This window comes from Sphingomonas gellani, assembly GCF_900110035.1.
GTDB lineage: Bacteria > Pseudomonadota > Alphaproteobacteria > Sphingomonadales > Sphingomonadaceae > Sphingomonas > Sphingomonas gellani.
This window is the reverse complement of record NZ_FOCF01000001.1, coordinates 370,494-395,993: the sequence shown is the minus strand read 5'-3', so window position 1 is coordinate 395,993 and position 25,500 is coordinate 370,494. Positions and strand designations below refer to the sequence as shown.

Genomic DNA, 25,500 nt, shown 5'->3' with positions numbered 1-25,500 from the left:
CTTACTCGGCCGCCTCGGCGGTCGGGGCCGCGTCCTTCCACACCAGCACCGGCTTGCGCGCGGCCTGCGTCTCGTCCAGCCGGGCGCGGGGCGCGAAGTGCGGCGCGCTTTTCAGGGACGCGTCGCCGGCCTTTGCCCGTTCCGCCACCGATCGCAGCGCGCCGATGAACTGGTCCAGCGCCCCCTTCGATTCGGTCTCCGTCGGCTCCACCAGCATGGCGCCGTGTACGACCAGCGGGAAGTACACGGTCATCGGGTGGAACCCCTCGTCGATCAGCCCCTTCGCGACATCCAGCGTGGAGAAGCCGGCCGGGAAACCTTCGTCGGAGAACAGCGCCTCGTGCATGCAAGGGCCGGAGCCGGCGAACGGCGCATCGAGCGTGTCCTCCAGGCTGCGCAGGACATAGTTCGCGTTCAGCACCGCGTCCTCGGCCACCTGCTTCAGCCCGTCCGCGCCGTGGCTCAGAATGTAGGTGAGCGCGCGGGTGAACATGCCCATCTGGCCATGGAACGCGACCATGCGGCCGAAGCTGTCGGGATGATCCTCACCGGCGGTTTCCTCCTCAATCAGCCGGACGTGCCCGTCCGCATCGACCTGCGTGAAGGGCAGCGGTGCGAATGGCGCCAGCGCCTCCGACAGCACGGTCGGGCCGGAACCGGGGCCGCCGCCGCCATGCGGGGTGGAGAAGGTCTTGTGCAGGTTGATGTGCATCGCATCGACGCCCAGGTCGCCGGGACGAACCCGGCCGACGATGGCGTTGAAGTTGGCGCCGTCGCAATAGACATAGCCGCCGACCGCATGCACCGCGTCGGAGATGCGCTTCAGGTCGCGCTCGAACAGGCCGCACGTGTTGGGGTTGGTGATCATGACCCCTGCGACGTCCGGACCCAGCCGAGCCTCCAGCGCAGCGGTGTCGACGCGGCCCTCATCCGTCGCCGGGATGTTCTCAACCGAAAAGCCCGCAAAGGCGGCGGTGGCCGGGTTGGTGCCGTGCGCCGACTCGGGCACCAGAATGACCTTGCGATGCCCCTCGCCACGCTTTTCCAGAGCAGCCTTGATGCACAGGATTCCGCACAGCTCGCCATGCGCGCCGGCCTTCGGGCTCATCGCGACGGCGGCCATGCCGGTCAGCGTGATCAGCCAGCGGGCCAGCTCCTCGACCACCCCCAGCGCACCCTGCACCGTGTCGACCGGCTGAAGCGGATGCACGTCGGCAAAGCCGGGCAGCCGCGCCATGCGCTCGTTCAGGCGCGGATTGTGCTTCATGGTGCACGAGCCGAGCGGGAACAGGCCGAGATCGATGGCGTAGTTCTGCCGGCTGAGGCGGGTGTAGTGGCGCACCGCCTCCGGCTCCGACAGGCCGGGCAGCCCGATCGGCGCCTTGCGCGACAGGTCGCCCAACCGCGACCCGGCGACGTCGCCGTCCGCGAAATCGACGCCCGTCGTCTCCGTCGAGCCGATCTCGAAGATCAGCGGCTCTTCCAGCATCAGCGCGCGGTTGCCGGTGAAGGTCGACACAGTGCCGCCGTCCTTGTTACCGCCCATTTCCGGACGCCAGCCGCTCTGGTTGATGGTCATGCCAGCGCCTCCTCAAGCGCGGTCGCCAAGGCTTCGACATCCTCCGGCGTGGTGGTTTCGGTGACGGCCACGACCAGGCCGTTGGCAAGATCGTCCTCACCCGGATACAGCCGGCCGAGCGAGACGCCGGCCAGGATGCCGCGCTCCGCCAGTTGGCGAACGATCGGGCGCGCCTCGCGACCCAGGTCCAGCGTGAACTCGTTGAAGAAGCTGTCGTTGACCAGCGTCACGCCCGGCGCCTGCGACAGGCGATCGGCCGCCCGGCACGCGCCCGCATGGTTCAGGCCCGCCAGCCGCCGCAAGCCCGCCTCGCCCAGCAATGTCATGTGGATGGAGAAGGCGAGCGCGCACAGCCCGGAATTGGTGCAGATGTTCGATGTCGCCTTTTCGCGACGGATATGCTGCTCCCGCGTCGACAGCGTCAGCACGAAACCGCGGCGACCGTCCGCGTCCACCGTCTCGCCGCACAGACGACCCGGCATCTGGCGGACATATTTGTCCTTGCAACCGAACAGGCCGACATAGGGTCCGCCGAACTGCAGCCCGACGCCCAGCGACTGGCCCTCGCCGACGACGATGTCGGCGTCCATCTCTCCCGGCGAGCGGATCGCACCCAGCGCCACCGGCTCCGTCACCACCGCGATCAACAGCGCCTTGGCCGCATGGCATGCCTGGGCGAGCGGGGTCAGGTCAGCGATACGGCCGAGGATGTCGGGATATTGCACCACGACGCAGCTGGTGTCCGCGTCGATCCGCCCGATCAGCGTGTCGATGTCGGTATCCGCGCCCAGCGTCGGGGCCGAGGTGTCGAGCACGTCGCCCGTATACTTGGCCATGGTCTTCGCGACCGAGACGTAATGCGGGTGCAGCCCGCCGGACAGGATCGCCTTGCCCCGCCGCGTGATGCGCCGGGCCATGCCGATCGCTTCCCAGCACGCGGTCGAGCCGTCGTACATCGATGCGTTCGCGACGTCCGTTCCCAGCAGGCGCGCAACCTGGGTCTGGAACTCGAACAGCATCTGCAACGTGCCCTGCGCGATTTCCGGCTGATAAGGCGTGTAGGCGGTCAGATACTCGCCGCGCTGGATCAGGTGATCGACGCTGGCGGGCACATGGTGACGGTACGCGCCGCAACCGAGGAAGAAGGGCACCTCTCCCGCCACGGTGTTCTTGCGGGCGAGTGCGGTCATGTGCCGCTCCACCGCCAACTCGGACGCATGGTTGGGCAGGTCCGCGATCGGACCGGACAGGCGCGCCGCCTCCGGCACGTCCACGAACAGATCGTCGATCGAAGCGGCACCGATCTCGGACAACATGCCCTGCCGGTCCGATGGTGTCAGAGGAAGATAGCGCATCAGGGCTTTCTCATGGTGAAACGAAGCCGAACGTAATCGGCCAGGATGGTGCCGTCGGCGGCGCGCAGACCGGGTTCGGCGATCGCCGCCGCCTGCTCCGCCAGCGTCTCGCGCTGTTCCTCGGGAACGCCGGATGCGTCGAGGAAGCCGACGCGGAACGTGCGGAACCAGGCGGCGGCACCGGAAGCGAGCGGCGTCGGCCGGTCGATCAGTTCGGCGTCGATGTCTTCGAAGCCGGCGGCCGCATAGACCCGGCGGAACTCCTCGACGCTGGGGTACCATTGCGGGTGGTCGGCAGGCGGCACATGGCCCATGGCGACAACGGTGTCGCGCAGCGCATGACGCAGGGTGCGGACGTTGCCCGCGCCGCCCATCTCTCCGACGAAGCGCCCGCCGGGCCTGAGCGCGCGGAACACGCCCTCCGCCACGGCCTGCGGGTCCAGCATCCAGTGCAGCGCGGCATTGCTGAACACGGCGTCGAACGCCGCGTCGAAGCCGAGCGCCTGCCCATCCGCGACATGCGCGTCGATGCCGCGACCACGCGCCGCCTCGATCATCTCCGCCGACGCATCGACGCCTAAGACTTCCGCACCTGAGGCAACGATGCGCTCCGTCAGCACACCGTCGCCACAGCCGAGGTCCAGGATCCGTTCACCCGCCTTGGGATCGAGCAGCGCCAGTACCGGCGCGCCCAGCGCAGGCACGAACGCGGCGTTCGCGGAATAGGCGGCCGGGTCCCAACGCGAGGCGGCGTTGACGCTCACAGCTTGGCGACGAACGCCTCGTAAGCCGCCTCGTCCAACAGCTCGTCGAGCTCGGACGAATCGGCCAGCGTCAGGCGGAAGAACCAGCCCTCCGCCTCCGCATCGCTGTTCACCAGGTCGGGCTGATCCGCCAGTGCAGGGTTCCCCTCCAGCACGGTGCCGGACACGGGTGAATAGACATCAGACGCGGCCTTCACGCTTTCGACCACGGCGGCCTCGTCACCCTTGGCCAGCTGCCGGCCGTCGGCGGGCACGTCGACGAACACGATGTCGCCAAGCTGGCTCTGCGCGAATTCGGAAATGCCGACGGTGCCGATCTCTCCGTCGACGTCGATCCATTCATGGTCCTGGGTGAAATAACGGGCCATCTTACTTGCCTCCGATGCGGACGTAGCGGTGGGGGATGAAAGGCATTGCGGACACGGTGCCCGTGTGGATCTTGCCGCGCTGAGCCAAACGCAGGGCAGTGCCCGGTTGCGCCAGCGCGGTGGGAACATAGGCCATGGCGAGCGGCTGGCCGACGCTGGGCGCGAAGCCGCCGGACGTGACGCGGCCGACCACCGCGCCAGCCTCATCGACCACGGTCGCGCCCTCGCGCACGGGCTGGCGCCCGTCGACCAGCAGTCCGACGCGCTTCGACGCGGGGCCGTTCTCACGCTCCGCCAGGATATGCGCCGCGCCGGGGAAATCGGCCGCCTCGCGCCGTCGTTTCGACAGGGCAAAGCCGAGGTCGCCCATGATCGGCGTCGTTTCGGCGTTCAGGTCGTGGCCGTAGAGCGGCAGACCAGCCTCCAGCCGCAGCGAGTCGCGCGCGCCAAGCCCGATCGGCTTCACCTCGCCCTGCGCGAGCAGCGCCTCCGCGAACGCCTCCGCTGATTCCGCCGACAGCGAAATCTCGAACCCATCCTCGCCCGTATAGCCCGAACGGCTGATCCACAGCGGGGTGCCCTGCCACTCGAAGGCGCCTGCGGTCATGAACACCAGCGCCTCGACACCGGGCATCAGTCGCGACAAAGCATCGACCGCCTTCGGCCCCTGCAAAGCCAGCAGCGCCTGTTCGTCCTGCAGGTTGATCGTCACCGCATCGGGCAAATGGTCGAGAAGATGAGCGATGTCGTCATATTTTGTCGCGCCGTTCACGACCATGTAGATGTCGTCCTGCCGCCGCGTCACCATCAGGTCGTCGAGGATGCCGCCATTCTCGTCGAGCAACAGCGAATAGCGCATACGCCCGACGCCCAGCCCGGTGACATCGCCCGGCAGCACCGCCTCCAGCGCCTGCGCGACATCGACGCCGTCCTCTGCGGTGAAGACCAGCTGTCCCATATGGCTGACGTCGAACAGACCGGCATTCTCGCGGCACCACAGATGCTCGGCCATGATGCCTTCATACTGCACGGCCATGTGATAGCCGGCGAACGGCACCATGCGGCCACCGCGCGTTCGGTGCCAGGCGTCGAGCGGCAGGTGCTGGGTTTCGGGCGTGTCGAGATCCTCGGCATCGGGGTCGAGCGCGAGGCCTTCGGGCGGATGGACGGTTTCACTCATCGGGCGCACTCCCAGCACGGCAACAAAAAGAGCGGATGCGCGGCGACCATTCGCCCCGTCGATCCAATTCCCCCTCTGTCACGGAACCTGAGAGCTTTCCCCGACGCTATGCGGCCGGGTTACCCCTTCGGTGGCCGAACCTGCTTCAAGCAGCGGCGCTTTCCAGAGTGTCGTGCGACCCGCGCGGTCCTTTTGCCTGAGAGATTCCGGGGTGGTTGCTCCTTCGGCGGCCCCCTGTAAGGAGGCGCTCTCCCGCGCGGTTCCATGACGATCGCCCGCCATCGACGCCGTTCACCTGACCGTCGCCCGTCCCCGAGTCAATCGCTAACACACGGGGACGTGATCGGGATCAACGCGTGACGTTGTAGCGCAACTGCGCATCGGTGAGCTGAAAGCCGACCAACGCTTCGAAGGTCACACGCTGCACGGCCTGGCGCACCTCCGGCGTGGTCAGCGGATCGACCGCCGCATCCTCGTCCCCCGCCTTGCGTCGGCGGGTCAGCTTGTCGCGCACGTCCTGCGGCAGCGTGGCCGCCGAGCGGGTGATCTGCGTCGTCGCTTGTCCCGACACCTGCGCGCGGGGCTGGCCGGCGTCGAAGTGCAACTGAACCTGCCCGACCCGCTTCGCGACCACCGCGCTGCCGCCACGGACGACGGTGATGAAATAGGGCAGCTGGACATCGCGCGCGGCGTCGGTGCGGACGCGCCGCCCCTGAACCGTGAAGGTCACGGTGGTCGCCACCTGTTCCCCGCTGTCGTCGCAGGTGGAGCGCACGTCGGTCATGGTCGCCGTGACGTCCAGCGCCGCTGCACTGGTGTCGCCGGCGGGATCGAACAGCGTCACGTCGCCGGTGCCGGCGGGGACCGCCACCGCCGGGCAGGCGGAACGGACGGCGGTGATGCCGCCGGTCGCATCGATCTCCCCGCTCCTGCTGGCGCATCCGCCCAGCGCGAGCAGAACGGCGGCGGCAACGGCGGGTGCTGTGGCTTTCACGGGGAACGCGGACCTTTTGAACGGGGAGGACCGATGCCTCCGGATGCGGCGCGAAGCATAGGAACCGCCTTTCGCGGGTGCAAGCAATCGCGTAAGCGCCGTGCCTATGACCGATACGACCAGGCCCGCGCTTGAGCTGCTGATCGCCGCGCCGCGCGGCTTCTGCGCGGGAGTGGACCGCGCGATTCGCATCGTCGAGCTGGCGATCGAGAAGCACGGCAAGCCCGTCTATGTCCGGCACGAGATCGTTCACAACAAGTTCGTGGTCGATTCGCTGAAGGCGAAGGGCGCGATCTTCGTCGAGGAGCTGGACCAGGTGCCGGACGGCGCACCGGTGGTGTTCTCCGCGCACGGCGTGCCCAAGTCGGTGCCGGCCGAGGCGCAGAATCGCGGGCTCGACTATTTGGACGCGACGTGTCCGCTGGTGTCGAAGGTACATCGTCAGGCGGAGCGTCTGGTGGCGGCAGGTCGGCACATCCTGTTCATCGGCCATGCCGGCCATCCGGAGGTGATCGGCACGTTCGGGCAGGTGCCGGCCGGTGCCATGACGCTGATCGAAACGGTCGAGGATGCGGAGGCGCTGGCGCCCGCAGACCCTGCCAACCTGGCGTTCCTGACGCAGACCACGCTGTCCGTGGACGACACGGCCGCCGTGGTGAACACGCTGCTGCGCCGCTTCCCGGAGATGGAGGCGCCGCGTGGGGAGGACATCTGCTACGCCACGTCCAACCGCCAGGCGGCGGTGAAGGCGATCGCGGCGTCGTGTGACGCGGTGCTCGTGATCGGCGCGCCCAATTCCTCCAATTCGCTGCGTCTCGTCGAAGTCGCGTTGCGCGAGGGGATCCGCGCGCAGCTGATCCAGCGCGCAGGCGACCTGGACTGGTCGCTGCTCGACGGCGTCGGCACGCTGGGCATCACGGCCGGCGCGTCCGCCCCCGAATTGCTAGTGCGCGAGCTGGTGACCCTGCTCGCCACCCGTTACGAAGTCACCGAGCGCGAGGTGGAAACCACACGTGAAACAGTGGCGTTCAAGCTGCCGCGCGGCCTCGACGCGGCGGCCTGAGACGCGATGGCGGTCTATACGCAGGTCTCGGCCGAGGCGCTGGCCGGGTTCCTCCGCGACTATGATGTGGGCGGCCTGCTCTCCGCGAAAGGCATCGCGGAGGGTGTGGAGAATTCCAACTACATCGTCGACACGACCGGCGGCCGCTTCATCCTGACGCTGTACGAGAAGCGCGTGGCGGCGGGCGACCTGCCCTTCTTCATGGCGCTGCTCGACCATCTCGCCGACAGCGGCCTGCCGGTGCCGCCCGCGATCAAGGATCGGCAGGGGCAGACGATCCGGGTGCTGGAGGGTCGCCCGGCCTGTCTGATCCGCTTCCTGCCGGGGGTATCCGTGTCGCACCCCACGGCCGGGCAGGCGCGCGCCGCCGCCGCGATGATGGCGGACATGCACGGTGCCCTGGAAGGGTTCGGGCAGGCTCGCCCCAACGACATGGGGGTGGCCGGCTGGCGTCCGCTACTCGAGCGATGCGGCCGCGACTTGGACGGGATCGAGTCGGGCCTGTTCGATCGCGTCGACCGGGTGCTGGCGGCGGTGGAGGCGGCATGGCCCGCAGACCTGCCGACCGGAGTGATCCATGCCGATCTGTTCCCCGACAATGTGCTGATGCTGGGCGAGGAGGTCACCGGGCTGATCGACTTCTATTTCGCGTGCACTGACATCCGGGCCTATGACCTGGCGGTGATGCACGGGTCGTGGATGTTCGACGCGCGCGGCGAGAACCCTGACGCCGCGCTGGGCCAGGCGCTCGTCGCCGGCTATGCCGAGCGGCGCCCGCTATCGACAGAGGAACGCGCCGCCCTGCCGATCCTGGCGCAGGGGTCGTGCATCCGCTTCCTGCTCACCCGCGCGTGGGACTGGCTGAACACGCCCGCCGACGCACTGGTGACGCGCAAGGACCCGCTGGCCTATCGTCGGCGGCTGCAATGGTATCAAACGCATCCGGAGGCATTCGCGTGAGCGACGAAGCGTTGGAGGGTCAGGCGGGCAAGGCCGCCGGCCCGCTGGTGGAGATCGCGACGGATGGCGCGTGCAAGGGCAATCCCGGACCCGGCGGCTGGGGCGCGCTGCTGCGGTTCGGCGAGCACGAGAAGGAATTGTCCGGCGGGGAGGCGCATACCACCAACAACCGCATGGAGTTGACGGCGGTGATCCAGGCGCTGAACGTCCTGACGCGGCCCTGTCACATCCGCCTGTCCACCGACAGCAAGTACGTCATGGACGGGCTGACCCGCTGGATCCACGGCTGGCGCCGCAACGGGTGGAAGACCGCCGACAAGAAGCCGGTGAAGAATGCGGAGCTGTGGCAGGCGCTGTTCACCGCCACGCAGCAGCATCAGATCGACTGGGTCTGGGTCAAGGGTCATGCCGGTCATCCCGACAACGAACGCGTCGACCGCCTGGCCAGCGACGCCGCGGTCGCCGCCGGAAAGCCGGCCTGAACCGACCTCGTCGCGACGGTCAGCCGAAGCGACCGGGCGCGTAAGCCTCCGCATCGACGCCGGCCGGCATGTCGCCCGTCCCGCGCAGCAGCGCCGCGGTCATCTGCCCGGCGGCAGGCGCAGTCTGGATACCGAACCCGCCCTGCCCCGCGCACCAGAAGAAGTCCGGCATGCGGGTGTCGTAGCCATAGACCGGCAGCCGATCGGGCGCGAAGCTGCGCAGGCCCGCCCACCGGCGCTCCACCGCCTCGACGCGCCAGTCGACGACATTCTCCAGCCGGTCGATCGCCAGCGCGACGTCGATCTCCTCCGCCGCGGCATCGCATGGGTCTGTGGGTGTCTCGTCATGGGGGCTGAGCCATAGCCGCCCTCCCGCCTCCGGCTTGAAATAGAAACGGCCGGCCAGATCGGCGACATGCGGCAGGCCGACAGGCGGGCGCGGATCGGTCCGCAATTGCACCACCGTGCGGCGGAACGCGCGTATCCCGAGCGGCCGCGCGCCGCACATGGCGGCCACACCGTCCGCCCAGGCACCGGCCGCATCGACGACGACACACGCCTGTACCGCCCCGGCGGCGGTATTGAGCCGCCATACGCCGTCCCGCCTGTCCGCCGATCGCAGCGCTGCGCCGGTCATCACGCGCGCACCGGCCGCACGGGCGACCGCCAGACGATCGGCATGGAGTCCCGCCACGTCGATATAGGCGCAACTCGGTTCCCACACCCCGACCGTCCAACCGTCACGCAGGCCGGGCAACCTGTCACGTGGATCGACCGCCTCCAAAGTGACAGGCGCGTCTTCAAAGGCTTGCAGAAGGGCGTCCGCCGCCGCGCGGTCTTCTGCCCGTCCGACATGCAGCGATCCCAGCGGCTGGAGAAACCCGCCCGATCGAAGCGCGTCGCCGGATGCCGTGGTCAGGGGCTGGATGCCGGGACCGCCATAGGTTTCCGACCAGAAGGCGGCGGAGCGGCCGGTGGCATGATATCCCGGCGCATCCTCCGCCTCTAGCAGCAGGACACCGGCATGCGGCGCCAGTTCGGCGGCCAGGCTCGCCCCCGCCATGCCTGCGCCGATGATGACCACGTCATGCGTCATGCCGCGTGCTTATCCAGAAAGGCATCGATCCGCATCAACGCATCGTCGCGGACCGGATCGGCCTCACGCAGGATTTCATGGGCCGACTCGGGTCCGTAGCGACGAACTTCCGCATTCGGCAGGCGCGCGGCCACGCGCCGGGCCGCCGCCGCGTCGACCAGCCCGTCCGCATCCGCGACCAGCATCAGCAACGGCGTGGTCAGCGCCGACAGCCGCGGGTCGGCCGCCAGCGTCGCGCAGGAGCCGAACGCCTCCGCCAGCCAGCCCCAACTGGGCGGGCCCAAGCGCAACTCGGGTTGGCGATCGTACCACCATTGCTCGTCGTCATAGCGGCTCCGGTCGCGGGTCAACAGCATCTGGCGAGGCGTGCGCGTGGCGGGCCGTTCATTGCCCTGCCACGCGGCGCGGGCAGGATCGCCTCGCCGGGCCATCCAACGCGCGGCCGTGCCGCCCAATGACGCGCCGACCGGTGAACGCAGCCCCAGCATCGGCGCGACCAGGACCGCCGCGTCGGGATCGATCGCGCCCTCCGCCATCGCGCGCAGGATCAGGTGCCCGCCCATAGAATGCCCGATCGCGACGCGCGGTCCCTGCCCCGCCCCGCTCCACTCCCGCCAGAAGGTGCCGAGATCGGCGATCCACACGCCGAAATCCTCGCAATGGCCGACATGCGGGTCCGCCGCGAACCGGCCCGAGCCGCCCTGCCCGCGCCAGTCGAACGAGGTCACCGACCATCCCCGCGCGTGCCAGTGACCGAACGCCTCCAGATATTTCTCGAACACGTCCGCCCGGCCCGCCTGGAACAGCAAACGGCCACGCGGGGTGCCGGCCGCCGGCCAGTCGAACCGGCGCACTCGCCAGCCATCCGGCGCCGTCCAGTATGAAACCCGCGCATCGGGCGGCAGCGCGCGGCGAAGGGATGTCAGGTCCATGCCCCCGGTTACGGTTTCGCAAGCCCTTCCGTCTAGGACCACGCGCCATGGGTTGGTTCCATCCGGCATCATTGTTGTTGGTCGTCCTGATCGTGCTGCTGGTCTGGGCCGGGGTCGAGGACGTGCGTCACCGCACCATCGCCAATGGCAAGAACGCGACGATCGCCCTGTTGGCGCCATTCTGGTGGTGGGCGACTGCCACGCTGGGCTGGGGCGACCTCGCCTGGCAGATCGGCGGCGCGCTGGCCGTGTTCGCCGCGTTCGCCGGCCTATTCGCGATGGGGTGGATGGGCGGCGGCGACGTGAAGCTGATCGGCGCGCTGGCGCTGTGGCTGCCCGTCGGCACCATGGTCTGGGTGCTGATGGTCATGTCGCTCCTGGGCGGAGCGATCTCGCTGGCGCTTCTCATCGAACGCGGGCTTGCCCGGCACCAGGCGCAGATCGAGGTGCCGTACGGCGTCGCGATCGTCTGTGCGGCGCTGCTGGCGCTGCCGTGAACGCAATCTTCACCACTTGGCGTGATGCTTAACGCTCACGCAACCGGGCCTGCACCGGCAGGCAGTAGGGGCATAACGGGTCATGGATAGTCGCAAGGTCGTTCTGCTGGTAGGCGCGCTGTTCGTCGCGGCGATCACCGCCTTCTTCGCACGAACGCTGGTCATGGGGGCCGCCGCACCACAGGCCGTGGCAGGTGTCGCGCCGCCGCCGGCCGTGGTGGACGGTCCGGAGGTGCTGGTCGCCACCCGCGCCCTGCCCGTCGGCACCATCCTGGATGCGACCGCCCTGAAGTTCCAGCCCTGGCCCAAGGAGCTGGTTGACGGCGCGTATTTCCTGAAGGGTTCCACCAACCTGGCATCGTTGCAGGGCACGGTTGTCCGCAACGCCGTGACCGCCGGCCAGCCGGTGACCCAGGGCGCGCTGGTCAAGCCGGGCGATCGCGGCTTCCTGGCGGCGGCACTCGGCCCCGGCATGCGCGCGGTCACTATCCCGGTTCAGGCGCAGAACGCGGTTGCGGGCTTCGTCTTTCCGGGCGACCGCATCGACCTGATCCTGACGCAGAGCGTGTCCGGCGGCGGCGACGGCCAGCCGCTGCGCGCGTCCGAAACCTTTCTGCGCAACGTGCGCGTGCTCGCCACCGACCAGCGGACCGACAATGCGGTGGGCGAAGACGGCAAGAGCAAGGTGCAGACATACGGCACCGTGACGATCGAGGCGACGCCGAAGATCGCCGAACAGATCGCGGTCGCACAACAGCTGGGCAGCATCTCGCTGTCGCTGCGCTCCATCGCCGACAATCCGGCCGAACTGGAACAGGCGATCGCATCGGGCAGCGTCAAAGTGCCGGAGGGCAACGATCCCAAGGCGGAAAAGGCGATGATGCTGCAACTCGCCAGCCAGCCCCAGGCCGGTGCCGCCAGCTATGCGACCGGCGCGGACGTATCCCGCTTCGCCCGCAGCACCGTGCCAGGCAAGGGCGGATCGTCGGTCGGCATGGGCGGCCCGGTCCCGTCGACCTCAGGCCCCGTCCAGACCGTCGTTTCGGCCGGCCCTGTGGTCCGCGTCGCACGCGGCACCAGCGTAACAGAAGTTCCCGTGGGGGGTAAGAAGTGATGCGCATGTCCCTGAAGCCGATGGGTTTGCCGATCGCGGTCGCCCTGACGGCGCCGGCCCTCCTCGCCGCCGCACCTGCAAGGCCGGCACGCGCCGGATCGCCCGAACCCGCCGCGACGACGGTCGCGCGCGCGCCGCTGGTCCAGGTGAACACGGGCCGTGGGCGCCTGGTCACGCTCGCCCGGCCGATGACGGACCTGTTCGTCGCGAACGACGGTGTGGCGGACGTGCAGGTCCGTTCTCCCACCCAGCTCTACATCTTCGGCAAGAAGACGGGAGAGACGACGGTCAGCGCCACGACCAAGGGTGGACAGGTCGTCTATGCGGCGACCGTCCGTGTCGGCAACAATCTGGATTCGATCGGGTCGATGCTGAACCTGGCGATGCCGGAGGCGAACATCGTCGCCACGCCGATGAACGGGCTGGTCCTGCTGACCGGCACCGTCGCCGGCCCCGACGACGCTGCGGAGGCGCAGCGTCTGGTGCAGGCATTCGTCGGCGACGATACGAAGGTCCTGTCGCGCCTGAAGACCGCCACGCCGTTGCAGGTCAACCTGCAGGTGCGCATCGCGGAGGTCAGCCGCGCCTTTGCCAAGAACATCGGCGCAAATCTGGCCTCCGTCGATGGAACCGGTGGCTTCAAATTCGGTATCAGCCGTGGTCGCGGCGGCGGCGGGCAATTCGCGCCCGGCGGCGCGTTGGGCACGGGCTTCACGAACACGCCGACGGGGTCCAGCCTGTTGACCAAGCCGGACAACACCAGCACGCTTGGCTTTGCCGGCAAACTGCTCGGCCTCGACCTTCTCGGCTCTCTCGACCTCGGCGAGACTGTGGGTCAGGTATCGACCCTCGCCAACCCAAACCTGACCGCGCTGTCGGGCGAAACCGGCACGTTCCTGGCCGGCGGCGAGATCCCGATCCCGATGGCGGGCGGCCTTGGCACCGTTTCGGTCGAGTACAAGCAATATGGCGTCAGTCTGGCCTATACGCCGACGGTTCTGTCCGACGGGCGCATCTCCATGCGCATCCGGCCGGAGGTGTCGCAGCTGGACTTCGCCAACGCGGTTACGATCGCAGGCACGCGCGTGCCGGGCACGCTGAACCGCCGGACGGAAACGACCGTCGAGCTCGGCTCGGGCCAGAGCATGATGATCAGCGGGCTGCTCTCCAATAGCCACAACAACAACTACGAAAAGACGCCGGGCCTCGGAGACCTGCCGATCCTGGGCGCGCTGATGCGGTCCAACCAGTTCCAGCGCAACGAAACGGAGCTGGTGATCGTCATCACGCCGTATCTCGTGAAGCCGGTCAACAACGCGTCGGAAATCGCCTTGCCGACCGATGGCGAGCATGCTCCGACCGACCTTGGGCGCGTACTGATGGGCCAGCTGGGCGGCGGCACGACGGGTGAGAAGCGTCCCGTGCCGACTCTCGCCCCCGCGCCCGGCCCCTACCCCGCCGCGCCGGCCGCGACCGTGTCGCCGGTGCCGCAGGCGGACCGCCGACGCGAGCCGAAGCCCGCATCCAAGCCGAGCAAGGGTGCGGTCATCGCGCCCGGCTTCTCCAATTGACCAAGGGACGCCCGATCATGTTCAAGCGTTCGATCCTCCTTGCCGCCCTGACCGTGCCGACGCTTCTGGCAGGCTGCGCAACCGGAACCCAGAACCGCGGGCTGGAAAGCTTCCACCAGCCGGTGGTGTCGCGGTCCGATTACCTGCTCGACCTGGGCACCGCAGGCGACCGGCTCGCGACCGGAGAGGCGCAGCGGCTGACCGGATGGCTGTCGTCGATGCGCCTGGGCTATGGCGACCACGTCGCGATCGACGACCCGAGTGGCAGCGCCCTGGGCGCGCGCGAACAGATTTCCGCAGTGGTCGCGTCGTACGGGCTGCTGCTGTCGGACGATTCGCCGGTGACGAGCGCCAGCGTCAGCCCCGGCACGCTGCGCGTCGTGGTCAGCCGCATGCATGCGCGAGTGGCCGGTTGCCCGGACTGGTCGCGCGACTCCTCGCATGATTTCGACCAGCACACCTCGTCCAACTATGGCTGTGCCACCAACAGCAACCTGGCCGCTATGGTCGCCAGTCCCGGCGATCTTGTGCGCGGCGAGGCACTGTCGAACGGTGCCGATCCGGCCACCAATTACCGGGCGATCGACGCGTATCGCAAGCAGGTGCCGACCGGTGCCAACGGCCTTGGCAGCTCCGGCCTGAAGGGCAGCAACTGATATGAACGCCCCCTGGAAACCCGCCGGTGCCGGCCACCGCGACCCCTTCACCGCCTTTGTCTGCGACGAGAACACCGCAGAGACGCTGCGCCCGGTGGTCACCGAACTCGGCTGGTCGCCGGACAAGGTCAACAAGGGCGGCCTGCGCAATGCGGTGCAGTCGTTGTCCGTGTCGGCCAGCCCGCAGATCCTGTTCGTCGACCTGGCCGAAAGCGGCGATCCGCTGAACGACATCAACGGTCTGGCCGAGGTGTGCGAGCCCGGCACTGTGGTGATCGCGGCAGGTCAGGTGAACGATGTCCGCCTGTACCGCGACCTGCTGGCGAGCGGCATTCAGGATTACCTGCTGAAGCCGCTCAACCCCGACATGCTGCGCGAGGCACTCGGCCACGCACAGGCCATGCTGAACGCGCCCAAGCATGCGGATACTTCCGCCGACCGGCCGCATGCCGCCATCGCGGTGATCGGCACGCGGGGCGGTGTCGGCGCGTCCAGCGTCGCCACGTCGCTCGCCTGGCTCGTGTCCGAAAGGGAAAGCCGGGCCACGGCGCTGCTCGACCTGGACGTGCATTTCGGCACAGGCGCGCTGTCGCTCGACCTGGAACCCGGCCGGGGCCTGACCGACGCGATCGAGAACCCCAGCCGCATCGACGGCCTGTTCATCGAGCGCGCCATGGTGAAGGCGTCCGAAAAGCTTGCGGTGCTGAGCGCGGAGGCACCGATCAACTCGCCGCTGGTTACCGACGGCAGCGCCTTCTTCCAATTGCAGGAGGAGATGCGCGCCGCGTTCGAGGCGACGGTGGTCGACCTGCCGCGCGGCATGCTGGTGCAGCATCCCCACCTGATCAGCGACATACAGATTGCGGTGGTGGTCACCGAACTGACGCTGGCGGCGGCGCGCGACACGATCCGCATCCTGTCCTGGCTACGCTCCAACGCCCCGCAGACGCAGGTGTTCGTCGTCGCCAACAAGGTCCAGGCCGGCAACCAGCTGGAGATCAGCCGCAAGGATTTCGAGGGTTCGATCGAGCGCCGCATCGATTTCACGATCGGCTTCGACCAGAAACTGGCCGCACAGGCCGCCAAGCTCGGCAAGCCGCTGGCGGAGGCGGGGAAGAATTCCAAGACCGTGGCGCCGCTGGTCGATCTGGCTCACCGGCTGGTGTCGGCCAGCGATGGCGGCCCGGACCTTCCCGCACCCGAGGCGAAGGGGAACGGCGCGGGCAAGGGCACATCGCTGATTGGCAAGCTGCAGTTCAAATCGCTGATGCCGAAGCGCGACGGCAAGAAGAAGTAATACCCGGCTCCTAAGGGAGACTGGACGAGCGACAGGGAAGCAAGGTCGACACGATGCAGATGTTGCCGATGATGGTGATGGCGATGGGCTCGCTGGCCGTGATCGGCATGCTGTTCTTCGCCTTTTCCGGTCCGAACGCGGCACGCGCGGGCAATCGCCGGCTGGCGGCGGTGCGTGGGCGGCACAACACCAGTGCCGTCGCTGCGGCGGAGGCCCAGATGCGCCGCATCACCGCCAATCGCGACACCCGCATGGACCAGGCGTTCGGCCGCCTGCTGCCCAACCCGGCCCTGCTCGCCAAGCGCCTGACGATGACCGGCCGCAGCTGGACGGTCAGCCAATATGGCATGGCCACCGCCGGTATCGCGGTCGCCGTCGCATTGCTGCTGTGGCTACGCGGCCTGCCGCTGCTGCTGGCGTTGCTGGCCGGCCTAGCGATCGGCGGTGCCATACCGCATTATGCGGTCGGCATGCAGATCAAGCGGCGAATCAACCGCTTCACCGCCAAGTTTCCCGATGCCATCGAACTGCTGGTGCGCGGCCTTCGCTCCGGCCTGCCGATCAGCGAGACGATCGCGGTCGTCGGCGCGGAAGTGGACGGGCCGGTCGGTGACGAATTCCGATCCGTCAGCGACAAGATGAAGATCGGCCGATCGATGGATGCCGCCCTTCAGGAAACGGCGGATCGGCTGGGCACGCCGGAATTCCAGTTCTTCGTCATCAGCATCGCGATCCAGCGGGAGACGGGTGGCAACCTGGCCGAAACGCTGGCCAACCTCGCCACCGTGTTGCGCCAGCGCGGGCAGATGAAGCTGAAGATCAAGGCCATGTCGTCGGAATCCAAGGCGTCGGCCTATATCGTCGGATCGCTGCCGTTCATCGTGTTTGGCATGATCTGGATGATCAACGCACCCTACATGGCGGGCTTCTTCGCCGATCCGCGCCTGATGGTGGCGGGCATCGGCGGCCTGATCTGGATGGGCATCGGCGCCTTCATCATGGCCAAGATGGTGAATTTCGAGATCTGAGGCAGGCATGACCCCGCACAACCCCACCCTGCTCGGCATCGATGTCTATTGGGTCGCGACGCTGCTGTCCGGCGTCGCCGCCATGGCGGTCATGCTCGCGATCTACGCCGTCACCACCGTACGCAATCCGATGACGAAGCGCGTCAAGGCGCTGAACGACCGGCGCGAACAGCTGAAGGCCGGCATCACCGCGTCGACCAAGCGCCGCGCGAAGCTGGTGCAGCGCAACGACACGGCCGACAAGATGCGGTCCGTGCTGTCGCGCATGAAGGTCCTGCAGGACGAACAGCTGAAGGATGCGCAGAAGAAGCTGATGCAGGCCGGCATCCGGTCAAAGGACTGGGCCGTCGCGGTGATCTTTGGCCGGCTGGTCCTGCCGATCGTGTTCGGCGGCATCATGCTGTTCTGGGTGTACGGCACCGATTACTGGGCCGACTGGTCGGAGATCAAGCGGTACGGGCTGGTCGCGGGCAGCTTCATCCTGAGCTACAAGGCGCCCGACATCTTCCTGAAGAACAAGATCACCAAGCGGTCCGACGCGATCCGGAAGGGTTTGCCCGACGCCCTCGATCTGCTGGTGATCTGCGCGGAAGCGGGCCTGACCGTGGATGCGGCGTTCAGCCGGGTCGCACGCGAACTGGGTCGCGCCTATCCCGAACTGGGCGACGAATTCACGCTGACCGCCATCGAGCTGGGCTTCCTGACCGAACGGCGTCAGGCGTTCGAGAACCTGTCGCAGCGCATCGACCTGGACGCGATCAAGGGCGTCGTCACCACCATGGTCCAGACGGAGAAATACGGCACGCCCCTCGCCTCCGCGCTGCGCGTGCTGTCGGCGGAGTTCCGTAACGAGCGCATGATGCGCGCGGAGGAAAAGGCCGCCCGCCTGCCCGCGATCATGACCGTCCCGCTGATCCTGTTCATCCTGCCCACCCTGTTCGTCGTCATCCTCGGCCCGGCGGCGTGTTCGATCAAGGACAGCTTCCTGACCGGCTGATACCTCTGCGCGAGGCGGCCGGCGCGCAGCAGGAAACCAGCACGTCGCATGGTCGTTCTTCCCCCGTAACAGGAGGATGCGGAGCATGTTGTACTACACGCCGTCACACTGGGCCGTGCTGGCACTCGTGCTGGTCGCGGGCTGGTTGCTGGGCCTTGCCAGCCATTCCGGCGGACGACGCTGGCGCGAACGCTATGTCGCCGAGAGGGACGCGCATGCCGTGTACCGCAAGGACGCGGATGCGCGGATCGCGGAGGCGGATCGCCGCCGCGCGGAAATCGAGCGCGACCATGCCCGCCTGGCAGCAGCGGCCCCGGTCACGGCAGCAACCGTCACGCCGGCTACGACCACCACCGCTGCCACGGCAGCACGTCCGGCCTATGCCAGTCGCACTGTCTACCCGACCGATCGTCCGCGTCGCGGCTGGTTCGACTGGCGCTGAACCGCGCCGAAGTGCCTCGCGAGCCGATGATCGGGCGCGAGGCACTTCGACCGATCACCGCGCCTTGAGCGCGGCCTGCGCCGCGGCCAGCCGTGCGATCGGCACGCGATACGGCGATGCGGACACGTAATCCAGGCCGGCTGACTCGCAGAACGCGATCGACGCAGGATCGCCGCCATGTTCGCCGCAGATGCCCAGCTTGATGTCCGACCGCGTCGCACGGCCACGCTCGACGGCCAAAGTCACCAGCTCTCCCACTCCATCCACATCCAGGCTGACGAACGGGTCACGCGCATAGATGCCCTGTTCGACATAGGCCGACAGGAAGCGCGCGGCGTCGTCGCGGCTGACGCCCAGCGTCGTCTGGGTCAGGTCGTTGGTGCCGAAGGAGAAGAACTCGCCCACCTCCGCGATCTCCCCGGCCTTAAGCGCGGCGCGGGGCAGTTCGATCATGGTGCCGACCAGATACTTCACCGTGCGGCCGCGCTCCGCGAAGACGGTCTGCGCCGCGCGATCAACCACCGCCTTCATCAGTTCCAGTTCCCGCCGCGTCGCGACCAGCGGGATCATGACCTCCGGCACCGGCGCGCGTCCGGTCCGTTCTGCGATATCGATCGCTGCCTCGAAGATCGCCCGCGCCTGCATCTCGTAAATTTCCGGGTAGGTGACGCCCAACCGGCACCCGCGATGACCCAGCATCGGGTTGAACTCGTGCAGGTCGGAGGCGCGGCGCTTCACCGTCTCCACATCGGTACCGGCCGCCGCCGCGACCTCCGCGAACTCCGCCTCCTCGCGCGGCAGGAATTCGTGCAGCGGCGGGTCGAGCAGGCGGATGGTCACCGGCAGGCCCGCCATCACCAGGAAGATCTCCGCGAAATCGTCGCGCTGTTCGGGCAGCAGCTTGTCCAGCGCGGCACGACGGCCCGCCTCGTCGGCGGCCAGGATCATCTGGCGCACGGCGGTGATCCGCGCTGCGTCGAAGAACATGTGCTCCGTGCGGCAAAGCCCGATGCCCTCGGCACCGAACTCACGCGCGGTCTTGCAGTCGGCGGGTGTCTCTGCGTTGGCCCGCACCTTCATCCGCCGGCATCCATCGGCCCAGCCCATCAGGGTGCCGAAGTCGCCCGCCAGCTCGGGCTGCACAGTCGCGACCTCACCGGCCATGACCTCTCCGGTGGAGCCGTCGAGCGTCAGCGTGTCTCCCTGAGCCACCTCACGTCCGCCGACGCGAAGCCGTCCGGACTTGGCGTCGATCGACAGGCCGCCAGCGCCGGAGACGCATGGCCGCCCCATGCCGCGCGCCACCACCGCGGCATGGCTGGTCATGCCACCGCGCGCGGTCAGGATACCCTTTGCCGCGTGCATGCCATGGATGTCCTCCGGGCTGGTCTCGGTCCTGACCAGGATCACCGCCTTCCCCTCGGCCGCCCATTTCTCCGCCGTGTCGGCATCGAACACCGCCGCGCCCGACGCCGCACCGGGGCTGGCGGGCAGGCCGCGCGCGATCACGTCACGGGTCGCCTGCGGATCCAGCGTCGGGTGGAGCAGCTGGTCGAGCGCCTGCGGATCGACGCGGCCGATCGCCTCCTCGCGGCTGATGAGCCCCTCGTTCGCCATGTCCACCGCGATCTTCAGCGCGGCGCGCGCGGTGCGCTTGCCCGACCGCGTCTGCAGCATCCACAGCGTGCCGCGCTCCACGGTGAACTCGATGTCCTGCATGTCGCGATAATGCGTCTCCAGCGTGTCGAACACGCCGGCCAGCTCGGCATAGACCGCCGGCATCGCCTCCTCCATCGACGCCGCCTGAGCCCCCGCGTCCTCGCGCGCGGCGCGGGTCAGATATTGCGGGGTGCGGATGCCCGCCACCACGTCCTCGCCCTGCGCGTTGATCAGGAACTCGCCATAATAGGCGCGGTCGCCTTTCGACGGATCGCGGGTGAAGGCGACGCCGGTGGCGCTGGTTTCGCCCATGTTGCCGAACACCATCGCCTGCACGTTAACGGCGGTGCCCCAGCCGGCGGGGATGTCGTTCAGGCGGCGATAGACCTTGGCGCGTTCCGACTGCCACGATCCGAACACGGCGCCCACCGCGCCCCACAGCTGATCGTGCACGTCCTGCGGGAACGGCTTGCCCCATTCCGCCTGAACCAGCGCCTTGTACTCCGCGACCAGCGCGCGCAGGTCGTCCGCCGACAATTCGGTGTCGAGCGTGAAGCCCTGATCCTCCTTCGCCACCTCCAGCGCTTCCTCGAACGCGCCATGGTCCAGGCCCAGCACGACATCGGCATACATCTGAATGAAGCGACGATAACTGTCCCACGCAAAGCGTGCGTCGCCCGATCCGGACGCGAGCCCTTCGACCGTCTGGTCGTTCAGGCCCAGGTTCAGCACCGTGTCCATCATGCCCGGCATCGACACGCGCGCGCCGGAGCGGACCGAGACGAGCAGCGGGTCCGACGCGTCGCCGAAGCGCTTGCCGGTCACACCCTCGATATGCGCGATCCCGCCGGCGACCTCTTCGCGCAGGCTGTCGGGGAAGCGCTCACCCTCTTCGTAATAGCGGGTGCACATGGCGGTGGAGATCGTGAAGCCCGGCGGCACCGGCAGGCCGATCGATGCCATTTCGGCGAGGTTCGCACCCTTGCCGCCTAGCAGGTTCTTTTCGCCCGCCCGGCCGTCCGACGCCCCCCCGCCGAAGCGATATACATAGCGCTCGTCCGTACGCTGGGCCGGGTCACGCGTGGTCACGGTCGCCATGTCTGTTGTCCTCATCCGGGTGTTTTGACCCGTTTGTGCACAGCAGCATAGGTGTCGCAAGCAAGGAAACGCTACCAGCGATGTAGCGCGACACTATTGCGGCAATTACCCTTCGATTCGGCCGAAATCGGCGACCGAACGGACCGCGGCACGCACGCGGGCGAGCAGGGCCAGACGCGAGTCGCGCTTTGCCGGATCGGCATCGTTCACCGTCACGGCGTCGAAGAAGGCATCAATCGGCGCGCGGAGGCTGGCGAGCGCGGCCATCGCGCCCTCGAAATCCTCGCGCGCCACAGCTGCGGCTGCCGCCGGTTCGGCCTGGTCCAGGGCCGCGTGCAACGCCGCCTCGGCCGGCTCGGGCGCGTAGCTGGGCGGGGTGGTAGAGGCCGGACCCTCCACGCCCTCCTTCTTCAGGATGTTAGCCGCGCGCTTGTATCCGGCGAGCAGGTTGGCCCCATCCTCGGTCCCGACGAATGCCTGCAAGGCACGGACGCGCGCGAGAAGCCGGACCAGATCGTCCTCTCCGCCCAGCGCGAACACCGCATCGATCAGGTCGTGGCGCACGCCTGCCTCGCGCTGCTGCACCTTCAGGCGATCCGCGAAGAAGCCGAGCAGCGCCGGTCCCGCTCGACCGGACGTGTCGAGGAACGCGGCGACCGCCGGGTTCTCCTCATGCGCGTGCAACCGCCTATCGATCAGCAGCGCCTGGAGCATGTCGCGCGTGACGCCCGTCTCCCCCGCCGCCTTCTGGAACGCGGCGAGCAGGTCGCCGCCGAACTGCATCGCCAGCCGATGACCGAATGCCTGTGCGACTTCTCCCACGGCCACGTCGAACGCCGCCGACAGCGGCAGGCGCACGCCCGATCGCTCGATCAGCAGGATGACGCCCAGCGCCGCGCGGCGAAGCGCGAACGGGTCCTTCGACCCGGTGGGCAGTTCGCCGATCGCGAAGAATGAGGCGAGCGTGTCGAGCTTGTCCGCCAGGCTGACAGCCAGCGTGACCGGCGCGGTCGGCACGTCGTCGCCCTGCCCGACCGGCTTGTAATGGTCGCGGATCGCGTCCGATACCGCCGGCTCCTCGCCCTGCGCGGCGGCGTAGTACCCGCCCATCAGGCCCTGCAACTCGGGGAACTCGCCGACCATGCCGGTGACGAGGTCCGCCTTCGCCAGACGCGCGGCGCGCTCGGCCTGGTCGGCATCGGCGCCGGCGACGATCCCCTGCTCCACCAGCCAGCGCGCCAGTTTCGCTACGCGATCGACCTTGTCGGCGACGGTGCCCAGCTTTTCGTGGAACACGATCTTCGCCAGCTTGGCCGATTGTTCGCCCAGCGGCACCTTCAAATCGGTGTCGTAGAAGAACCGCGCGTCCGACAGGCGGGCGGCGAGCACCTTGCGGTTGCCCTCGACGATCTTCGCACCGCCGTCGCTCGCCTCGATATTGGCGGTGCAGACGAAGGCGTTCGCGAGTTTACCAGCGGCATCGCGGCAGACGAAGTACTTCTGGTTCACCCGCGCGGTCAGCTGGATCACCTCCGGCGGTACGGCCAGGAAATCGGGGTCGAAACGGCCGAGCAGCGGCACCGGCCATTCGGTCAGGCCGGCATTCTCCGCGACCAGCCCCTCGTCCTCGACCAGCGTCAGCCCAGCCTCTGCCGCCAGCGCAGTGGCGCGGTCGCGGATGATCGCACGACGCTGGTCATGGTCGACGATGACGTGGCAGGCGCGCAGCTTTTCCTCGTAATCCGCCGCCGATCCGATCGTGATCGGACCGGGATGGTGGAAACGGTGCCCGAGCGTCATCGCGCCTGCCGTCACGCCGGCCACCTCAAGGGCGACGATGTCCTCTCCCAGCAACGCGACGATGCCGTGCAGCGGACGCACCCAGCGCGGGCTTTCGGTCGAGCGCGACGCCGCGCCCCAACGCATGGACTTCGGCCACGGAAAGGCCCGGACGATCGCCGGAATAGCCTCCGCCAGCACCTCCGCCGTGGCGCGGCCGGGCTTGTTCGTCACCGCGAACAGCACGCCATCGCGCTCGACCAGATCCTCCCGCGCCAGTCCGGTCTTGCGCAGGAAGCCTTCCAGCGCCTGCGGCGGTGCGGAGGCGCGCGGGCCCTTCACTTCTTCGGAAACCGCCTGCGTTTCGAGCGGCAGGTCGCGCGCGATCAGGGCCAGTCGGCGCGGGGTCGCGAAGGTCACGATCGCCGCCGCCTTCAGCCCCGCCTTGTCCAGCTCGGCCGCGAACAGGCGGGCGAGATCCTCGCGCGCCTTGTCCTGCATGCGCGCGGGGATTTCCTCGGAGCGGAGTTCCAGCAGAAAGTCGCTCACGCCACCTTCTCCATCTGTCCAGCAGCGTTTCGCGTCGTCAGGGCCTGTACCGGCTCCGCCCACCCGTTCTTCGCCATGTACGCGCCGCACGCGCCCTTTGCGAGGTCGCGGACCCGCCCGATATAGGCCTGCCGCTCCGCGACGGAGATCACGCCACGTGCCTGCAACAGGTTGAAGGTGTGGCTGGCCTTGATCGCCTGTTCATAGGCGGGGATCGGCAGGGGTTCGCTTCCGTCTTTCGGGGCCAGGCAGTTCTCGCACTCCGCGGCCGCCTTTCGGAACAGGTCGAACAGCGTGTCGGTGTCGGCGACCTCGAAATTCCATTTCGACATCTGGCGCTCATTCTCCAGGAACACGTCGCCATACGTCACGCCCGCGTCGTTGAACGCCAGGTCGTACACGCTGTCCTTGTTCTGGATGTACATGGCGAGGCGTTCCAGGCCGTACGTCAGCTCGCCCGCGACCGGCTTCATGTCGAAACCGCCCATCTGCTGGAAATAGGTGAACTGCGTCACCTCCATTCCGTCGCACCACACTTCCCAGCCGAGGCCCCAGGCACCCAGCGTCGGGCTTTCCCAGTCGTCCTCGACGAAGCGGATGTCGTGCAGCAGTGGGTCGATGCCGATCGCGGTCAGGCTGCCGAGATACAGGTCCTGCAGGTCGGCCGGGCTGGGCTTCAGGATCACCTGATACTGATAATAATGCTGCAACCGATTGGGGTTCTCGCCGTAGCGGCCATCGGTCGGGCGCCGGCACGGCTGCACGAACGCCGCGTTCCACGTGTCCGGCCCCAGCGCGCGCAGCGTGGTGGCGGTGTGGAACGTCCCCGCCCCCATTTCCATGTCATAGGGTTGCAGGATCAGGCAGCCCCGGTCGCTCCAATAGTCATGGAGCGTCAGGATCATGCGCTGGAAGGAAAGCGGTTGAGCGTGGGACTGGGTCACGGGGCGTGGCTTTGGCGGATGCTCCGGGGGTGGTCAAGCAAGGGGGAGGCACGCAGATCGGCAGTCTTTCGCCGTGCTTCTTTTCCGGGCAGAGATCGCGCATGAAGACGACCGCCATGAAGACCACCGCCACGATCCTCGCCCTGTTGCTTGCCCTGCCCGCCTGTGGACAGCAGCGATCCGCCCCGAAACAGGCGACGAAGACGACGCATGTGCGCGCCGCGAACGATGCCGATCCGGCCTTGTGGGTGGTGAAGGACAAGGACACGACCGTGTACCTGTTCGGCACGATCCACGTGCTGAAGCCCGGTCTCAGCTGGTTCGATGAGGCGGTGAAGACCGCGTTCGATCGTTCGGACACGCTGGCGCTGGAGATGGTGGAGCCGGACAAGGCGACGGCACAGGGCATCATCACCGCCAAGGGGCTGAACCCGACCGGCCCGACCCTGACGGAGCGCCTGCCCGCCAACAAGCGTGCGGCCTATACCAGGACGCTGACCGACCTGGGTCTGCCCGCGAACGCCCTTGACCGGATGAAGCCGTGGTACGCCGCGATGAACCTGTCGCTGCTGCCGATCATGAAGATGGGCTACGACCCGGCACAGGGACCCGAGACGGTGCTGACTGCCGCCGCGAAGGCGAGCGGCAAGAAGGTCGCGGCGCTGGAAACGTTCGAACAACAGATCGGCTTCTTCGACGGCCTGTCCCCGTCGGCGCAGACCCAGTTCCTGCTCAGCACGGTCGATGAAGTGCCCAAGGCGGGCGAAGAGATGAGCAAGATGGTCGACGAATGGTCGCGCGGCGACCCGGATGCCCTGGCCCGCGACATGAACGACAGCCTGAAGGACTCGCCGGAGGTCGCGAAGACCCTGCTGACCGACCGCAACGCGCGCTGGGCCAAGTGGATCGAGAACCGGATGAAGACGCCCGGCACCGTCTTCGTCGCGGTCGGCGCCGGTCATCTGGCGGGGCCGCAGTCGGTGCAGGCGCATCTGATGCGCGACAAGGTCAAGGTCAGCCGCATCCGCTACTGAGCGAGGCAAGACCCGGCGCATGGTTGCGGTTTTCGCCGTATCCCGCTATGCGCGCGCACTTC

23 protein-coding genes and 1 riboswitch are annotated in these 25,500 nt (G+C 68.1%); of the genes, 12 read left to right on the top strand and 11 right to left on the bottom strand.

What is annotated here, in order from left to right; translation table 11 throughout:
* Position 1: 1 nt before the first annotated feature.
* The 6 genes from gcvPB to BMX37_RS02040 form a co-directional block, all read right to left on the bottom strand.
* Positions 2–1,579, bottom strand: coding sequence for an aminomethyl-transferring glycine dehydrogenase subunit GcvPB (gcvPB, locus tag BMX37_RS02065; RefSeq protein ID WP_093663797.1), 1,578 nt, complete (start codon positions 1,577–1,579; stop codon positions 2–4).
* Positions 1,576–2,934, bottom strand: a complete 1,359-nt coding sequence (gcvPA, locus tag BMX37_RS02060; protein ID WP_093663796.1) for an aminomethyl-transferring glycine dehydrogenase subunit GcvPA — start codon at positions 2,932–2,934, stop codon at positions 1,576–1,578. The genes gcvPB and gcvPA overlap by 4 nt, the downstream gene beginning before the upstream one ends.
* Positions 2,934–3,698: a class I SAM-dependent methyltransferase gene (locus tag BMX37_RS02055; protein ID WP_093663795.1), complete on the bottom strand. Its 765-nt coding sequence runs from the start codon at positions 3,696–3,698 to the stop codon at positions 2,934–2,936. The genes gcvPA and BMX37_RS02055 overlap by 1 nt, the downstream gene beginning before the upstream one ends.
* Positions 3,695–4,066, bottom strand: coding sequence for a glycine cleavage system protein GcvH (gcvH, locus tag BMX37_RS02050; RefSeq protein WP_093663794.1), 372 nt, complete (start codon positions 4,064–4,066; stop codon positions 3,695–3,697). Before gcvH ends, BMX37_RS02055 begins: the two co-directional genes overlap by 4 nt.
* Before the next feature lies 1 nt (position 4,067).
* Positions 4,068–5,246 carry a glycine cleavage system aminomethyltransferase GcvT gene (gene gcvT / locus BMX37_RS02045; protein ID WP_093663793.1) on the bottom strand — a complete coding sequence of 393 codons (1,179 nt, stop codon included), beginning with the start codon at positions 5,244–5,246 and terminating at the stop codon, positions 4,068–4,070.
* 174 nt (positions 5,247–5,420) lie between these two features.
* Positions 5,421–5,511: riboswitch (glycine riboswitch) on the bottom strand.
* 84 nt (positions 5,512–5,595) lie between these two features.
* Entirely contained in the window at positions 5,596–6,240 is a 645-nt protein-coding gene (locus tag BMX37_RS02040) for a hypothetical protein (RefSeq protein WP_170841793.1), read from the bottom strand.
* 106 nt (positions 6,241–6,346) lie between these two features.
* On the opposite strand from BMX37_RS02040, the gene ispH reads away from it, so the two are divergent.
* From ispH to rnhA, 3 genes are read left to right on the top strand one after another with little or no spacing between them, the layout of a single operon-like run.
* The gene (ispH, locus tag BMX37_RS02035) at positions 6,347–7,303 is read left to right on the top strand and encodes a 4-hydroxy-3-methylbut-2-enyl diphosphate reductase (RefSeq protein WP_093663792.1); all 957 of its coding nucleotides are present in this window, start codon (positions 6,347–6,349) and stop codon (positions 7,301–7,303) included.
* Between the two features lie 6 nt (positions 7,304–7,309).
* Positions 7,310–8,263 carry a homoserine kinase gene (thrB, locus tag BMX37_RS02030; RefSeq protein ID WP_093663791.1) on the top strand — a complete coding sequence of 318 codons (954 nt, stop codon included), beginning with the start codon at positions 7,310–7,312 and terminating at the stop codon, positions 8,261–8,263.
* Positions 8,260–8,745, top strand: a complete 486-nt coding sequence (gene rnhA, locus BMX37_RS02025; protein WP_244501341.1) for a ribonuclease HI — start codon at positions 8,260–8,262, stop codon at positions 8,743–8,745. The genes thrB and rnhA overlap by 4 nt, the downstream gene beginning before the upstream one ends.
* Positions 8,746–8,764: 19 nt before the next feature.
* On the opposite strand, the gene BMX37_RS02020 is transcribed toward rnhA, so the two are convergent.
* Complete coding sequence (locus BMX37_RS02020) at positions 8,765–9,841, bottom strand: NAD(P)/FAD-dependent oxidoreductase (protein WP_093663789.1); 1,077 nt, start codon at positions 9,839–9,841, stop codon at positions 8,765–8,767.
* The gene (locus BMX37_RS02015) at positions 9,838–10,773 is read right to left on the bottom strand and encodes an alpha/beta fold hydrolase (protein WP_093663788.1); all 936 of its coding nucleotides are present in this window, start codon (positions 10,771–10,773) and stop codon (positions 9,838–9,840) included. The genes BMX37_RS02020 and BMX37_RS02015 overlap by 4 nt, the downstream gene beginning before the upstream one ends.
* A 47-nt stretch (positions 10,774–10,820) precedes the next feature.
* Here BMX37_RS02015 and BMX37_RS02010 point away from each other — a divergent pair, with 47 nt between their 5' ends.
* From BMX37_RS02010 to BMX37_RS01975, 8 genes are all read left to right on the top strand, one after another.
* Positions 10,821–11,270: an A24 family peptidase gene (locus BMX37_RS02010; RefSeq protein WP_093663787.1), complete on the top strand. Its 450-nt coding sequence runs from the start codon at positions 10,821–10,823 to the stop codon at positions 11,268–11,270.
* An 82-nt stretch (positions 11,271–11,352) separates the two neighbouring features.
* A complete protein-coding gene (cpaB, locus tag BMX37_RS02005) occupies positions 11,353–12,384 on the top strand; it encodes a Flp pilus assembly protein CpaB (RefSeq protein WP_093663786.1) in 1,032 nt (343 codons plus the stop codon).
* On the top strand, positions 12,384–13,955 hold the full coding sequence (locus BMX37_RS02000) for a type II and III secretion system protein family protein (protein WP_093663785.1): 1,572 nt from the start codon (positions 12,384–12,386) through the stop codon (positions 13,953–13,955). The genes cpaB and BMX37_RS02000 overlap by 1 nt, the downstream gene beginning before the upstream one ends.
* Before the next feature lie 17 nt (positions 13,956–13,972).
* Positions 13,973–14,611, top strand: coding sequence for a CpaD family pilus assembly protein (locus BMX37_RS01995; protein WP_093664234.1), 639 nt, complete (start codon positions 13,973–13,975; stop codon positions 14,609–14,611).
* Position 14,612: 1 nt separating this feature from the next.
* A complete protein-coding gene (locus tag BMX37_RS01990; protein ID WP_093663784.1) occupies positions 14,613–15,908 on the top strand; it encodes a CpaE/TadZ family protein in 1,296 nt (431 codons plus the stop codon).
* Positions 15,909–15,961: 53 nt separating this feature from the next.
* Positions 15,962–16,936 carry a type II secretion system F family protein gene (locus BMX37_RS01985; RefSeq protein ID WP_093663783.1) on the top strand — a complete coding sequence of 325 codons (975 nt, stop codon included), beginning with the start codon at positions 15,962–15,964 and terminating at the stop codon, positions 16,934–16,936.
* A 7-nt stretch (positions 16,937–16,943) separates the two neighbouring features.
* Positions 16,944–17,933 carry a type II secretion system F family protein gene (locus BMX37_RS01980; protein WP_093663782.1) on the top strand — a complete coding sequence of 330 codons (990 nt, stop codon included), beginning with the start codon at positions 16,944–16,946 and terminating at the stop codon, positions 17,931–17,933.
* Positions 17,934–18,018: 85 nt separating this feature from the next.
* Entirely contained in the window at positions 18,019–18,375 is a 357-nt protein-coding gene (locus tag BMX37_RS01975) for a hypothetical protein (protein ID WP_093663781.1), read from the top strand.
* Positions 18,376–18,429: 54 nt separating this feature from the next.
* Here BMX37_RS01975 and ppdK read toward each other — a convergent pair whose 3' ends face one another.
* The 3 genes from ppdK to BMX37_RS01960 form a co-directional block, all read right to left on the bottom strand.
* Entirely contained in the window at positions 18,430–21,132 is a 2,703-nt protein-coding gene (ppdK, locus tag BMX37_RS01970) for a pyruvate, phosphate dikinase (protein ID WP_425288421.1), read from the bottom strand.
* A gap of 105 nt (positions 21,133–21,237) precedes the next feature.
* Entirely contained in the window at positions 21,238–23,460 is a 2,223-nt protein-coding gene (gene glyS / locus BMX37_RS01965; RefSeq protein ID WP_093663779.1) for a glycine--tRNA ligase subunit beta, read from the bottom strand.
* Positions 23,457–24,365, bottom strand: coding sequence for a glycine--tRNA ligase subunit alpha (locus tag BMX37_RS01960; protein WP_093663778.1), 909 nt, complete (start codon positions 24,363–24,365; stop codon positions 23,457–23,459). The genes glyS and BMX37_RS01960 overlap by 4 nt, the downstream gene beginning before the upstream one ends.
* A 140-nt stretch (positions 24,366–24,505) precedes the next feature.
* Here BMX37_RS01960 and BMX37_RS01955 point away from each other — a divergent pair, with 140 nt between their 5' ends.
* Complete coding sequence (locus BMX37_RS01955) at positions 24,506–25,438, top strand: TraB/GumN family protein (RefSeq protein ID WP_093663777.1); 933 nt, start codon at positions 24,506–24,508, stop codon at positions 25,436–25,438.
* The last annotated feature ends 62 nt before the right edge of the window (positions 25,439–25,500 follow it).